Origin of the sequence: Legionella fallonii LLAP-10, assembly GCF_000953135.1 — a bacterium.
In the GTDB taxonomy this organism is placed as follows: Bacteria; Pseudomonadota; Gammaproteobacteria; order Legionellales; family Legionellaceae; genus Legionella; species Legionella fallonii.
The window spans coordinates 1103654-1117328 of record NZ_LN614827.1 but is presented as its reverse complement, the minus strand read 5'-3'; the positions used below and the strand labels follow the sequence as shown (position 1 = coordinate 1117328).

Here is a 13675-nt window from a genome sequence, read left to right as displayed (position 1 = left end):
AAATTATTTACCCTATATTTGACAGGCCAGATACTGGTCTAATCCATGGCTTTAATTTGGCTAAATGAGCCGGTAATTCTTTAGCCGTAAGTTGTGCTTTATTTCTGCTTTCATAATCACCAATAGTCAATATGTACCATTTTCCTTTAGCATTGGTAAAATGTCTAATCTTTGTTTTATCTGCCAAATTATGATTTTTTCTAAAAAGATGTATATCACTGATTCTATGACTTGCAACGATTTGAATAGTATAACGTCCGGCGGCTAAGTTACCAGTAGGCTTTTGAGCTAGGCTAACAACAGGCTTTTTAACCTCTTGCTCGGGCTCTGGCATTTTAATTGAAACAAGCGTTGACTCTAGAACCTCCTGCGTTTCTAACGCAATAGGCTGTTCTTCTGGTGTTTTGATTTTAATAGTAGGAATGACTACAACTTTATCAACAAGAGCCACGGTATTGATATTTCCTTCAGAATCATCTAAACCCTCTAATATTTGTTTTTTAGGTAAAGCATAATGCACTAATTGCCGAGTCGAAGAATCTTGCCATGACGCAATGTAGCTATCTAATTGCACAGGGTGTTTTATTGGCTCTTGTTTCACAAGCTCTGAATGTTGAAATGAAGCAGAAGCTTGAAGCAGATCTGAAATAGAATGATTGTTATCTATTCTATCATAATAGAAATAAGTGCCGCCCATCATAAAAGCGGCAATAACCGCTAGGCTAACTCTCTTTAATATTAAAGTTTTATTCTGTTTTTTCTGGGTAGAACATTTAAATATAAATGACTCCAGATTATTATTGATTTTTGCTAAATGACCTTTAGTTTGTTGATAAAACTGTTTAAGTTGTGAGTCGGTAAGCGGCTTATTAATCAGATGCGCTGCCATAGCGCGCTGTAATATATAGGTCCTTGTTTCACTCTCATTCAAAGGCCCTACTTCTATAGTATGAATTAAGTTATTAAATTGCTCTGCAGCTAAACTATTAAGAGTTGCCACTACAGAATAATCCGAAACAAGGCAAAGATGAAAAAAGCCAAAACTGTCCTGATTTTTAATAGCTAACATTGCTTCTTTAATCAAAGATTCAGGTAAATTTTGCGCATCATCAATAAGAAGCAATACATGCGCTTTACGTTCATTAACTTGCGCTACTATTGATGCGAAATTAGTTTGAGCATCATTAATTAAATGTAATTGAGTAGCAATATTATTAATAATTGTTTCTCTATCACATGGAGGTTGAATCGTCATTGAGACTGATTTTATTTGCGGATCTAAATTATTCTGCAATAAAGTACTAAAAGAAGTTTTCCCGCCGCTTTTCTCAGATAAAATAGTAATTAATACATTATTAAAAAGAATCAAATGATTAATAAAATCTATTTTGGTAAGCCAGGAGCTTGGTTTAAACAATGTTCGTGGTTGATTGGCAGCGGATACGTCAAGCTGGATCTTTCCTTCTTTCATTCTTATTCTCCTTCGACCACTGTAATGAGAGTATTATGCAAACAGTCTTCTGATACCTTGTCATCAAGATAACAATCGCCTGGCTTTTTAATCACTACAAAGCGTAAACAATTATTTTTTATTTTTTTATCTAAACTCATTAAATCGCGTAATTTTTCTAAATCGATAAACGAGGGAATTTTATGTGGTAATCCGGCATAGCGCAACATAAACTCTATTTGCTCAACAACCTGCATCTCAACCAGGCCCTTATTGAAAGACAAAACAGCAGCGCAATACAATCCAATAGCAACCGCCTCGCCATGCAACCAATGCTCATAATGGGTATAAGCTTCTAGGGCGTGGGCAAAGGTATGGCCGAGGTTTAATAAGGCACGTTGTCCCGTTTCTTTTTCATCAGCTTCAACAAATTTCGCCTTAATATAGCAACATTGAGTGATCAAACTGGCTAATTGAGGACTTTGTACTGTTAGTCCCTCTTTTAGTGCTTGAAAAAGTTGATTAAAAAAATCACCGCCAGCCAGTAAACCATACTTTATCATTTCGGCTAACCCTGATCTAAACTCTCTTTCTGGCAAAGTATTTAATGTGTTTAAATCAATGAGAACAGCACGAGGTTGATAAAAACTACCTATCATATTTTTGCCTAAAGCGTGATTAATCGCAGTTTTTCCACCAACTGATGCATCTATTTGCGCTAACAGGGTAGTGGGTATTTGCACAAAAGGAATGCCTCTTTGATACGTAGAAGCGGCAAAGCCAGCTAAATCGCCTATCACTCCTCCTCCAAGCGCAATAAGAGTAGAGTCTCTATGATGCTTGTTTTGAATTAATGCATCATAAATGGCAAATAAATTATCTTTATTTTTATATTCTTCACCATCAGGTAAAACCACTACATCACACTGAATCGCTGAAAAAACGGATTGCACATGTTTCAAATATAATGGTGCAATGGTTTCGTTGGTGACTATAAGAACTTGTTGTGATGCCACAAAACTTTGCAACAGCCCGAAATTATCCAAACCATTTCGACAAATAATTATAGGGTATTGATATCCAAGTAAAGAGACATCAACTTGTTCATAAACCTCAAATTTCGCCATAAATATATTTTATTATGTTATTAGCAACAGCTTTTACCGTTAATTTATCGGTTTCAAAGCTTACATCAGCCAACTCATCATAAAAAGGCTCTCGCTCGTCTCTCAATAATTCTAATCGCCCTTCCAGATCTTCTGTCTGTAATAAGGGACGTTTGGTATCGCGCTTGGTTCTTTCAAATTGTTGCTGTAATGAAGTTTTTAGGTAAATTACTGTTCCCCTACCTGCAAGGGCATTTCTGTTTTCAGGAGTAATAACCACACCGCCGCCTGTAGCTAAAACAATATTTGTCTTTTGAGTTAATTCATCAATAACTTTCTGCTCACGACGTCTAAACCCCTCTTCACCTTCTATATCAAAAATCCATGATATATCAGCACCAGCACGCTCTTCTATGACTTCATCCGAATCAAAGAATTCTAACTTGAGCTCCTTTGCCAAAGCACGGCCTATAGTACTTTTTCCAGCACCCATGGGACCAATGAGAAAAATATTTCGTACTTTAACTATGCTCATTTTTTCTTACATACCTCTTAAACTATAGTGTCATAAGTGATCAATTCATTATAACAATAAATTAGATAAACGTCTTAGTTGATTTATGATATTTAATAAAAACCAACAGTTCAGATAAAGTAGAGCATCATCTGAAATCGAGAATTCATATTATTTAGCTTATTTAGAGAAACTATTCTATCACAAACTAAATTTTCGCTACATTCTACAACGGATAGGCTCTAAAACCCATCAAATTATTTACATAACTCATCTCAAAATTGCTTCATTACTTGTATACCTCCTTCTCTCTTCCTTCAATAGTCGTGATTGATAAAGAATTGGTTATAATCTTTGGCGTAATAAAAATCAACAGCTCATCATTTTTTAATCCAATTTGCGTATTTCTAAATAAAACACCTACTACAGGCAGTTGCCCAAAGAAAGGTATTCTATTAATTGATTTGGTCTTATCTTGAGTATAGATCCCTCCAAGCACTATAGTCTGACCATTATTCACTAAAACATTTGTTTGAATTTCCTTAGTCAAAATAGCAGGAACCCCATTAAAAGTCTGGGGAGACGCTGTATCCTGATTAATCTGCAAATCCATTAATATTTTACTATCGGGTGTAATTTGCGGCGTTACTTTTAAACTAAGTACGGCCTTTTTAAATGCTACTGCAGTTGCCCCGCTAGATGTCGCTTCTTGATACGGAATTTCCTGCCCTGATTCAATTACAGCAGATTGCTGGTTAATCGTAATAAGTCGCGGACTAGAGATTAATTCAGCGCGTCCTTCACTTTCTAAGGCGGAAAGTTCCAAATCAAGTAATATATTATCATTTATTTTAGCTAAGGCTAGACCAACAGTAGCAGGGGTAACCAAATTTGCTGGAGCCGCTACCAGATCCAAGTTTAACCTATCAGTAAATGGAGTTACGTTAGCTGGCGTAACTCCTTGCTGCATCTGGTTAGCTCCAGCTAAGGTTCCACTCAAAGCGGATGGTTTGGAAATACCCCATCGTATTCCTATATCCTGACTAAAATCTTTAGATACTTCTACTATACGAGCCTCAATGAGTACTTGTTTTACTGGAACATCTAATTGTTTTACTAACTCCCTTACTTCTTCTATTTTTGTTGCAGTATCTTGAATCCAAACAGTATTCGTTCTAACGTCGACACTGATTTTACCTCGTTCAGATAAAAGTGAGTTCTGCTTGTCTTTGATTAAAATAGCCAAATCCGCTGCCTTAGCATAATTAATTTGTATCAGATCAGAACGAATAGGCTCTAATCTTGCAATAATCTGCTGACTTTTTAATTTAGACTCCTCCATTTTATCAAGGTTCGCTTTGGTATCAACCAACATCACGTTGCCAGTTTTACGCTTATCCAAACCTTGTGTTGTCAAGATAATATCTAAAGCCTGATCCCATGGAATATCATTTAATCTTAAAGTAATGTCTCCTTTAATTTTATCGCTAACGACTATATTAATCCCAGTAAAATCAGCCAGTAATTGCAATACAGCACGAATACTAATATTTTGGAAATTCAATGAAATTCGCTTACCTGTAAACACCTGTTTTTTCATTTTTTCTTGTTGAATTTCTTCTGCTGTCAAAGGAAAAATATCAACCATAAATTGTTTATTCACTTGATAAACAAAATGACCATAAACTCCTTTATTGACCACAGTCATACGTACATTTTTCCCCTCTTGCTGAAAAGTAACAACTTGTACAGGGCTATGGAAATCAGCGACATCAAAACGCTTCATCAACCTAGGAGGAATTTTGGTATTTAAAAAATTAACGATCACCTCTTTGCCCGATTGAGTTACATCGATAGGAATACTAGTGTCTGATACATCAATGAGAACTCGTCCCCCTTGCTTTTCTATCCCACGAAAATCTATATGATTGATCTCATGTTTAGCATTAACGACCTGATTTGTTATAAAAACCTTTTTGGTAGGTGCAAATAGCTCATTACTTTTACCATTTAAAATGAGACTGTAAATAGTCCCTGCCACACTTCCAGAGTATGAAACTGTACGTTGCAAGTCTAGCATCACTCGAATCCTGTCCCCCACAGCCACTATATTATAAGTATTTAAAGAACCTAGTTTGACTTCTTTCGTTTTCTCATTTAGAGGTAATTGAATATCTGCATTGATAAAATCTAATATTAACCGAGGCGGCTGTTGCGTAATAAAGCTTGCTGGCAATTGCTTTAAAACCTTAGAAAACTCAAAATCAATACGTACTTTCTCTTCTGGCAAAGGAATAATTTTTACTGACCTAAGTGAATTATCTTTAGAAAATGCCACACCTAAACTAGCACTCATTATAATCAAAATAGCAATTAACCGTCTCAACCTATACTCCTACTTATCCGTTCCGGTATACAACTTAATTGTGGTGATGTGCTTCTCCCACGTCCCTGAATTTTTTACAGTTTCCTCTAATTTAAGAGCATCATTTTTAATTAAAACAACACGACCATAATTTTGTCCCATATATTGTCCCACTCGAATACGATTTATTTGCAAATCAGGTCGTTTTATTAATGCCCATATCGCACGTCCCTCCTTCAGTGTACCTACAAATTTCAAGGAATCTAATGGAAATGCTTCTAAAGGCTGCTTGACTCTCTTCTGATCTGGCGCCAATAAATCAGCTCTCTTTTTTTGATCAATAGGCTTAAATGGATTACGTCGATTGTCATTTTCAGGAAATTTAAATATGGGTAAAGGAGCAAATTGAGGGATAGGCTCAATTTTCATAGGAGGCCTGGCCTTCACGTCATTAATGTATTTCACCAAATCGCTGTTATCATCAGCGCAGCTACTCAGTAATGATGAAAAAAGAACTGTTAATAAAACATGAAAAGGTAATAGTTTCATTGGGCGCGATATCTATATATTTTAGCAGTGAGACTCATCACTAATTCATCTTCTGAAACGATTTTGTGATCCTTAGAAGATACCCCTTCGATACTAAATTCATGCAAAGTGACAATACGATTCATTTCAGCAACGCGACTCATAAACCGCGCTAACTGCATGTAATTTCCTTCCACCGTAATTTTAATAGGTAGCTCGATGTAAAAATCATGCTGAACCTCGGGTTGTGGAGCAAATAATTCAAATTTTAATCCTGAAGCAACCCCTGTCTTAGAGATTTCTTCCAGTAACCCAGGCATTTCATTTTTTGCTGGTAATTGCCTTAACATTGCCCCAAATCGCTCATTCATTAATTGCAGTTGATTGCGATATGCCTGTAAATTAGAGGCTTGATGTTGCTTGGATTCAAACTCAGATTTCAATGTGGTTTCTTTCGTTTGTAACGTTGCATATTGTTCAAAGTTAGACTTCACTATAAGGAAATAGCCTAGACCAATAATTAAAATACTAATCCCCAAAATAACCCCAATTTTGACGGGCATAGGCCATTGGCCAATATTATCGAGTGTTAATTCATTAAGGTTAATTGAGTTCATAATTTATTATCAGCCTAATATTTTGCTTTAAGTACAAAACTTAACTTAAATTCATTATTTGCAGGCTGTTGCGTCTCTTCCATTTTTTTGATTTCTGTTAGCCCAGGATTTTGAATCCAAGCATTATTTTCTATGTTTCTCATTAAAATAGAAATATTGGTATTAGATTCAGTGTATCCCCAAAGGGTTACTATATCATTCTTTCTTTCCAATTTAGTGGCATAAACTCCAGGAGGTAAAACTTTAATTAACTCATCAAATAGATGAACCATTAAAGTTCTAGTCGATTGCAAATTCTGAACTATGGACATTCTAGAAATTAATGATTGTCTGGTTTGTTTTAATGTCTTAATTTCTTTTAGCTCATCATCTAAAATCTTAATTTCTTTCTGTAATATTGTATTACGGTTTGTTTGATCACTTACAAGATCGGAAGCATAATAATTCATAAGAAATACTATGAAGCCAGAAATTAGTGCCCCTATAGCTAACAGAACAATAAAATACTTTTTTTCTTGTTCTCTTTGTTGTTCACGCCACGGAAGAAGGTTGATATGTGTCATTTTCTCACTCTATATTTCTTAGAGCTAATCCACAAGCCACCATCAATGCAGGAGCATCATTCTTTATAGCCTCAAGATTAATCGTTTTGTTCATAGACATGCGAGCCAAAGGGTTGGCAACAGTAGTCATAACTCCTAATTGCTCTTGAATTAAAGTATCTAACCCATACTGTCTTGCCCCACCTCCTGCCAATAAAATGTGATCAACAAAACCATGTTGACTTGTTGAATAGAAAAATTGCAAAGTGCGCTTAATCTGTAACAAGAGCATTTCTTTATACGGTGTTAGTACTTCGGAATCATAATCATTAGGTAGCGTTCCTTGTTCTTTTGCCTCCATTGCTTGTTCTGGAGTCATTTTATAGTGTTCGGCAATGGCCTCGATCAGCTGCATACCGCCAAACTTTTCCTCTCTAGAAAAGATTAACTTCATGCCATCAAGAACAAACAAATGACAAAACCGCATTCCAATATCGACAATAGCGACTATTTTATCCTGTCCGCTTGCTGGTAAGTCCTTTGCTAGCTGCAGAGCGGCTCGTTCTACCGCATAAGACTCTACGTCAATAATGGTAGCAGTCAAACCAGCAAGAGCAGCAACCTCAGCCCTACGATGAACATTTTCTGCTCTTGACGCGACTATTAACACATCTAACATGGCTGAGTTTTTAGCAGAATGCCCCAGAATCTCAAAATCAAGGTTAATTTCATCTATAGGATAGGGAATATATTTATCTGCTTCAATAATAACAAGTTCTTCCATTTCTTGATCATTGAGACCATCATTAATCTGCACTACTTTATTAATGACCACAGAATCAGGAACTGCTAATGCCGCATTCTTAGAAGTTAATCGTGATTTTAAGAGTACTTTCTTGATACAATTGGCAACGGCTTCAGTATCTTTAATCAAATTGCCGTCGAGAGCAAAAGGGGGCAAGTTTTCACGCCCGTAACCATCGACGCATAGCGCTTCTCCAGAACCAGAAATTTCTAAGATTTTCACCGCGGATGAACTGATGTCTATTCCCAAAACTGAATGATGTTGGGGTCTAAAGAGTTTGAGCACTTACATTAATCTCCCTATGTCCTCTGAGCAGCACTCGTAATGGCTACAAAAATAAAACTTAGACGCAGTTATTACGGTAAAATAGTAACGTAACCCATTAAAAATTGGAACCTTTTTCAAATAATAGGGATCTATTCAAAAGATAGGTCGTATTAACCATTCCCTTCTGCCAAAGTACCTCCACTTGCTCGTGACATTCATGCATATAAATGATTGAAAAATTAATTATTTTTCTCTTGCATTATAGAAAATAACATGATAGGTTCAAAAGAACATAAAATACACATTAAATCACCTAAATGACCAACTCGCCTTATTTCAACATAATTAAATTTATGCCTTCTCAGGTGGTGGGTCTTTTTATTTCTTCTATTATTGTCCTCATTTTCGAGCCTATTGCCTAGTGGGATTATTGTCTGCGCCTGCTAGGCGTGGATGTACCCGCAGAACTATTAAAACACTTAATCAATAGTTTTTAAGGATGGCTTATGAAAGAAAAAACAGAACAACCCAAGCTGTATGCCTGGCAACAAATAGCGCAACTCCCTTTTGTACAAGGCCCGCTCTTAGGTGCAAGCGTTATGGCAGCAGTTACTCCCCTGCTCAATTGGACCAATCATGTAATGAATGATAAACCTATGGTATGGCGTAATGCGATGGCAGGAGCAACTGAATACGCAAGCTCTGCAGTTCCCTCTTACGCTACGGTTTTTTTCATCAAACGATTGTTACAGCCTAGTTCAGGTCAAACCTCATCCTTTTATGATTTTGCAACCTCATTTACTGCAGGAGCTTTCTCTGGTTTGGCAAACACGCCTTTTGATGCCGTAGCGCAGAACAAACAATTTGCAAAATTACCCTCATCAAAAAAAACCCGAGAAATGATGATAAAACATCATGGTTATGCTTCTTTGTTTAAAGGGGGAACCGCAACAATGCTCCGTGAGGGGGCTTGGTCTACCATCTATTTAACGGCAATCCCTATACTTGCTTCCTACTTTAGTGAGCGAGGACTAAAAAGAGAGCACGCTGAAGGATTAGCGTTAATATTAACCGCAGGTTCTTATGGCATGCTGAGTACTCCATTGAATCAATTACGTTCGAAAAAACAGCTAGGACTTACTGAACCGACTCCAATAAAAAGTTATATCCAACATGCCAAAGATATTTGGAATCAAAAGCCAACGACGAGTGTTTTGCAGCGTTTTTCATTTTATTTTAAAGGCGCTCTTCCTCGAACGGTAACAACGACTATTGCTGGCGGCTTATTAGTAGAAGGACAAGAACTATATAACACTTTTGTTAAACCATCTTCTACACCAAAGGTTTAGAGCGTATTGACCATTCACGTCTACCATCAACGTGCTACGACTTATTCGCGGCATCCATTCTGATAAAGTCGGGCAAAAAATTGCCCGACAAAACCTAATTCAAGGTAATTATACCAAACCTTGATGTAGCTCCATTTGCTTCCCACGAAAAAACAAGCATTAAAGTCTTGCCCCTTTAATGAAAACATTATAATTTAATTTTGTAGACATAGTCTGTCTTTTCAATACCTTCTTAATTTCTGGTAAATCATATAAAAAACAAATAACAAATTGTACGTTTTTTCTTAATTATGTACTTAGTCAGAAACACTTGCACTCCATAAAAACATTTAATATAGTGAAATAGCAATTTGTAATGGATTTTTTCATTTTGAATTTTCACTTTCAGGGTTAAAAGGAGTTTTACATGACAAGATTGGAAGATTTAATATATTCACTTGCAGCACTTATAGTCACCTACCACGATACTCAAGGCACCAATGTATTAGTTACTGAGACTATACCTCAAGCTCGATTAAACAAATCTCGTGGAATAGCAACACTAATAATGAAAGCTGAAGAGCCCTCATATGATAAACGCCTTACCGAGCTAATTAAAGAATGCACTGATACCTATCGTCTGCGTAGACCGCTCCTCTTTTATATCCTGCATCAAATTAAGTTCCTTAACTTAATGCAAAGCCAACAAAAATCATTTGGTGATAGTCAATTGATAAAATATAAAGAACAAATCAAAAACATGCTAAGCGATTTCCAACAATTGATAATTACAGGTAAAAGTAAAACCCTCAACGTAAGATATTGTGAACTTACTCCTGAAGGTACAAATACTCCGCCTAAAGAGGTTTCACTACCCGGTTTAAAAAATGACGCTTATTACGGCCCTTCCTTATGTAACTCAGGTGAGCTTCTAAAAGATGAAGTATTGTTGAGACTAAATGTTACTGTCCATACTTCTCAGGAAGAAATCGCTGCTTTAGCTGAAGATCTGTGCACTGGACATGAGAATGCTTTATCAGTTCCAGAACTTAGAGCAACAAATGTAAAACTCCAAGAACAAATAACCGGACTGGAAACAACAATTAAAGAAGACCTGAAACCAAAGATTGAGCAGGCTAATGCCACAATAAGAGAACAAGCCCAAACTATTGAGTCATTGACTGATCAACTAAGACAAACCGAATCTAAACCAATAGAACCAAGTAGAACAGCAGAAACTTTAGCACTAAAGTTAGAAGAAGCTGAAGCACGGATAAGAGCCTTAGAAAAAACTGCTAGTGAGAATGAAGAGACTATCCAAAAACAAAAAGTAACAATAACTCGACTCGAAAAACAAAACGGCAACAAGCCATTAACTACATTTGGCACATACGGCCCTTTCTTCAGTGCAATGTATGCTCAAAGATTGTTGACGCAAAAACAAGAAATTACACAAGAAGCAACCGTAGCAAGATCACCAACAATAGGTATAGAATGAGGTACCCACGTTTCATTGATCTGTTCTATATAATAGATCAATGAAACATACAATCTCTCCCTCATATGCAGCCTTTTTCCCTACAAAACTCGCAATATTGTACAAAATCACTGTATAATGTTGCACTATTCATATTCAACAGTAATTAAACTCTATGAAAAAAATGGCATACTTCTGGCGTAAGGGTCTTTGGGCGCTGATGAGCCTAGTTTTTCTTTTATTAGTAGCCGGTAGTCTTTTATACCTTTATCTTGAAAGCCAACTACCCAATGTAGACTCACTGAAAACAGTGCAGTTACAAGTACCTCTACAGATCTTTAGTAAAGAAGGCTTATTAATTCAAGAATATGGCGAGAAAAAACGTATTCCGGTGACCTATGATGAAATCCCACAAACATTAATTCATGCCTTAATTGCCACCGAAGATCAACGATTTTTTGAGCACCCCGGCGTTGATATCATGGGTCTAGGACGTGCCACGGTACGTATGCTCAAAACAGGTACCAAATCTCAAGGTGGCAGTACTATCACCATGCAAGTGGCTCGTAACTTCTTCTTAAGCAGGAAAAAGACTTTCTTACGTAAATTCAATGAAATCATGCTGGCTATTAAAATAGACAGGGAATTAAGTAAAGAAAAAATCTTAGAGCTTTATTTAAACCGAATTTATTTAGGTAACCGCGCCTACGGTGTTGGTGCTGCAGCGATGGTTTATTTTGGAAAGCCACTTAAAGAGCTCAATATAGCAGAGCTTGCTATGATAGCAGGTCTTCCTCAAGCTCCTTCAACGCAAAACCCAATTGCCAACCCCCTGGCGGCTAAAAAACGCCGTGACCATGTATTGGAGCGCTTATTAGAAGAACATTACATCAATGAAGAGCAGTATCAAAATGCGATTAATCAACCCATTACTGCAAAATATCATGGAACCAATATTGAAGTACGAGCTCCTTATGTAGCTGAAATGATACGTCAATCTTTATACGATAATTTTGGCCCTGATGCGTATACCAAAGGCTATAAAGTCTATACAACCATCGATGGCAAACTACAAAATATCGCGAATCAAGTAGTAGAAAAAAATCTAATAGCCTACGATCACCGCCATGGCTATAGAGGCCCAATTGCCAATATTGGCGAAAAAGACAGCCAGTCTCCTAAAACTAGACAAAAGCACCTTGCACAATACCCTGAACTAAATACCTTAGTTCCTGCAGTTATTATCGATGTAAGGGAAAAGGAAGCTACAGCAGCCCTGCAGAATGGCCATACCATTATCATCCCCTGGGAAGGTTTATCATGGGCGAGACCAGCTCTCAAAAATGGCTGGGTAGGAAAATCTCCACGTAAAGCACAACAAGTTGTTGCACTTGGAGACATAGTCTATGTTCACTCAACCGATAGCAAATGGCAATTGGCTCAAATTCCAGAAGCCGAATCAGCTATGGTTGCTCTTAATCCTAAAAATGGCGCTATAGAAGTTCTAGTTGGCGGATTCAACTTCCAAAAAAGTAAATTTAACCGAGCAACTCAATCGAGCAGGCAGCCCGGCTCTAGCTTTAAACCTTTTGTTTATGCGGCCGCTTTAAATAATGGTTATAATTTGGCCACATTAATTAATGATGCGCCTATCGTTGTTGATGATCCCAGCCAACCTAATCTATGGCGCCCCCATAATGTGAACCTCAAATTTAACGGCCCTACCCGTTTAAAACAAGCTCTAGTTCAATCTAAAAACCTAGTATCTATTAGAATTCTTGATGACATAGGTATAGATTACACTATAGATTTCTTAACTCGCTTTGGATTTAATAAAAAAGCGCTCCCTAAAGGTTTATCTTTAGCTCTAGGCACCATGTCGGTAAGTCCTCTGGATCTTACTGCTGCTTATGCTGTCTTTGCCAACGGCGGCTTTAAAATAGAACCTTATCTCATCGATCATATTACTGATACTGATGGTAAAGTTCTCCTACAAGCAAAACCAACAGTGGTGTGCAATCCTTGTGATAACAACAAGGTCGATGCGTCTACAACAGCGCCGCGCGTCATCCCAGAAGATATCACCTTTCTAATGAACTCTGCATTGAAAGATGTTATCCAACATGGTACAGCACGTGCAGCAAGGGTGCTTAATCGTCAGGACATTGCAGGTAAAACAGGAACAACCAATGATCAAGTAGATGCTTGGTTCGCTGGTTTTACTCCGGATATAGTGGTAACAGCATGGGTAGGATTTGATAATCCTAAATCGCTACATGAATATGCGGCTGGACTTGCATTACCTCTATGGATAGATTTCATGAAAGAAGCATTGAAAGGTAAACCAGAAAAAGAAGTCAAACAACCTGACAATGTTGTCGCTGTTCGTATTGATCCAGTTAGTGGATTGCTTGCTAAGCCAAACCAAGAAAATGGAATCATTGAGTATTTCCGCGATAAAGAGGTGCCAGCAGAGCAAGACCCGGCCCCTATTTATAATGCTACGAATGATCCTCAACAACAGCAGCAACAACAACCATTCATAGAAGAAAATTTATTTTAAATTTCTAAAATAACCCGTAATTCAGCTAAGCATTACGGGTTATTTTGCATTGATATTGGTCTTATTACTCCTAGCATTCCGCCCCACCCGTGTCATTCCGCCCCACCCGTGTC

General features: G+C 37.2%; 11 protein-coding genes. 3 read left to right on the top strand and 8 right to left on the bottom strand.

What is annotated here, in order from left to right; all coding sequences use genetic code 11:
• Window positions 1–7 precede the first annotated feature (7 nt).
• The 8 genes from LFA_RS04495 to pilM form a co-directional block, all read right to left on the bottom strand.
• Window positions 8–1471 carry an SPOR domain-containing protein gene (locus LFA_RS04495; protein ID WP_045095110.1) on the bottom strand — a complete coding sequence of 488 codons (1464 nt, stop codon included), beginning with the start codon at window positions 1469–1471 and terminating at the stop codon, window positions 8–10.
• Window positions 1472–1473: 2 nt separating this feature from the next.
• Window positions 1474–2577 (bottom strand): 3-dehydroquinate synthase, encoded by a 1104-nt coding sequence (aroB, locus tag LFA_RS04490; protein ID WP_045095109.1) that lies wholly within the window; start codon window positions 2575–2577, stop codon window positions 1474–1476.
• Window positions 2564–3091 carry a shikimate kinase AroK gene (aroK, locus tag LFA_RS04485; protein ID WP_045095108.1) on the bottom strand — a complete coding sequence of 176 codons (528 nt, stop codon included), beginning with the start codon at window positions 3089–3091 and terminating at the stop codon, window positions 2564–2566. The genes aroB and aroK overlap by 14 nt, the downstream gene beginning before the upstream one ends.
• A 268-nt stretch (window positions 3092–3359) precedes the next feature.
• The gene (gene pilQ, locus LFA_RS04480) at window positions 3360–5456 is read right to left on the bottom strand and encodes a type IV pilus secretin PilQ (protein ID WP_045095107.1); all 2097 of its coding nucleotides are present in this window, start codon (window positions 5454–5456) and stop codon (window positions 3360–3362) included.
• Window positions 5457–5465: 9 nt separating this feature from the next.
• A complete protein-coding gene (locus LFA_RS04475) occupies window positions 5466–5984 on the bottom strand; it encodes a pilus assembly protein PilP (RefSeq protein WP_045095106.1) in 519 nt (172 codons plus the stop codon).
• Window positions 5981–6580 carry a type IV pilus inner membrane component PilO gene (locus tag LFA_RS04470; RefSeq protein ID WP_045095105.1) on the bottom strand — a complete coding sequence of 200 codons (600 nt, stop codon included), beginning with the start codon at window positions 6578–6580 and terminating at the stop codon, window positions 5981–5983. Before LFA_RS04470 ends, LFA_RS04475 begins: the two co-directional genes overlap by 4 nt.
• A gap of 14 nt (window positions 6581–6594) precedes the next feature.
• On the bottom strand, window positions 6595–7143 hold the full coding sequence (locus LFA_RS04465) for a PilN domain-containing protein (RefSeq protein WP_045095104.1): 549 nt from the start codon (window positions 7141–7143) through the stop codon (window positions 6595–6597).
• A 4-nt stretch (window positions 7144–7147) separates the two neighbouring features.
• Complete coding sequence (pilM, locus tag LFA_RS04460) at window positions 7148–8212, bottom strand: type IV pilus assembly protein PilM (protein ID WP_045095103.1); 1065 nt, start codon at window positions 8210–8212, stop codon at window positions 7148–7150.
• A gap of 488 nt (window positions 8213–8700) precedes the next feature.
• Here pilM and LFA_RS04455 point away from each other — a divergent pair, with 488 nt between their 5' ends.
• The 3 genes from LFA_RS04455 to LFA_RS04445 all read left to right on the top strand — a co-directional run bounded on the left by LFA_RS04455 (window position 8701) and on the right by LFA_RS04445 (window position 13562).
• On the top strand, window positions 8701–9543 hold the full coding sequence (locus LFA_RS04455; protein ID WP_045095102.1) for an MC/SLC25 family protein: 843 nt from the start codon (window positions 8701–8703) through the stop codon (window positions 9541–9543).
• A 406-nt stretch (window positions 9544–9949) separates the two neighbouring features.
• Window positions 9950–11020, top strand: coding sequence for a hypothetical protein (locus LFA_RS04450; RefSeq protein ID WP_052673854.1), 1071 nt, complete (start codon window positions 9950–9952; stop codon window positions 11018–11020).
• A 154-nt stretch (window positions 11021–11174) separates the two neighbouring features.
• Window positions 11175–13562 (top strand): penicillin-binding protein 1A, encoded by a 2388-nt coding sequence (locus LFA_RS04445; protein ID WP_045095101.1) that lies wholly within the window; start codon window positions 11175–11177, stop codon window positions 13560–13562.
• Window positions 13563–13675: the final 113 nt, after the last annotated feature.

What these genes read in the sequence shown, in the direction of transcription:
- LFA_RS04495 (WP_045095110.1), bottom strand. Translation starts at nt 1,471, where the DNA reads ATGAAAGAAGGAAAGATCCAGCTTGACGTATCCGCTGCCAATCAACCA.
- aroB (WP_045095109.1), bottom strand. Translation starts at nt 2,577, where the DNA reads ATGGCGAAATTTGAGGTTTATGAACAAGTTGATGTCTCTTTACTTGGA.
- aroK (WP_045095108.1), bottom strand. Translation starts at nt 3,091, where the DNA reads ATGAGCATAGTTAAAGTACGAAATATTTTTCTCATTGGTCCCATGGGT.
- LFA_RS04475 (WP_045095106.1), bottom strand. Translation starts at nt 5,984, where the DNA reads ATGAAACTATTACCTTTTCATGTTTTATTAACAGTTCTTTTTTCATCA.
- LFA_RS04470 (WP_045095105.1), bottom strand. Translation starts at nt 6,580, where the DNA reads ATGAACTCAATTAACCTTAATGAATTAACACTCGATAATATTGGCCAA.
- LFA_RS04465 (WP_045095104.1), bottom strand. Translation starts at nt 7,143, where the DNA reads ATGACACATATCAACCTTCTTCCGTGGCGTGAACAACAAAGAGAACAA.
- LFA_RS04455 (WP_045095102.1), top strand. Translation starts at nt 8,701, where the DNA reads ATGAAAGAAAAAACAGAACAACCCAAGCTGTATGCCTGGCAACAAATA.
- LFA_RS04450 (WP_052673854.1), top strand. Translation starts at nt 9,950, where the DNA reads ATGACAAGATTGGAAGATTTAATATATTCACTTGCAGCACTTATAGTC.
- LFA_RS04445 (WP_045095101.1), top strand. Translation starts at nt 11,175, where the DNA reads ATGAAAAAAATGGCATACTTCTGGCGTAAGGGTCTTTGGGCGCTGATG.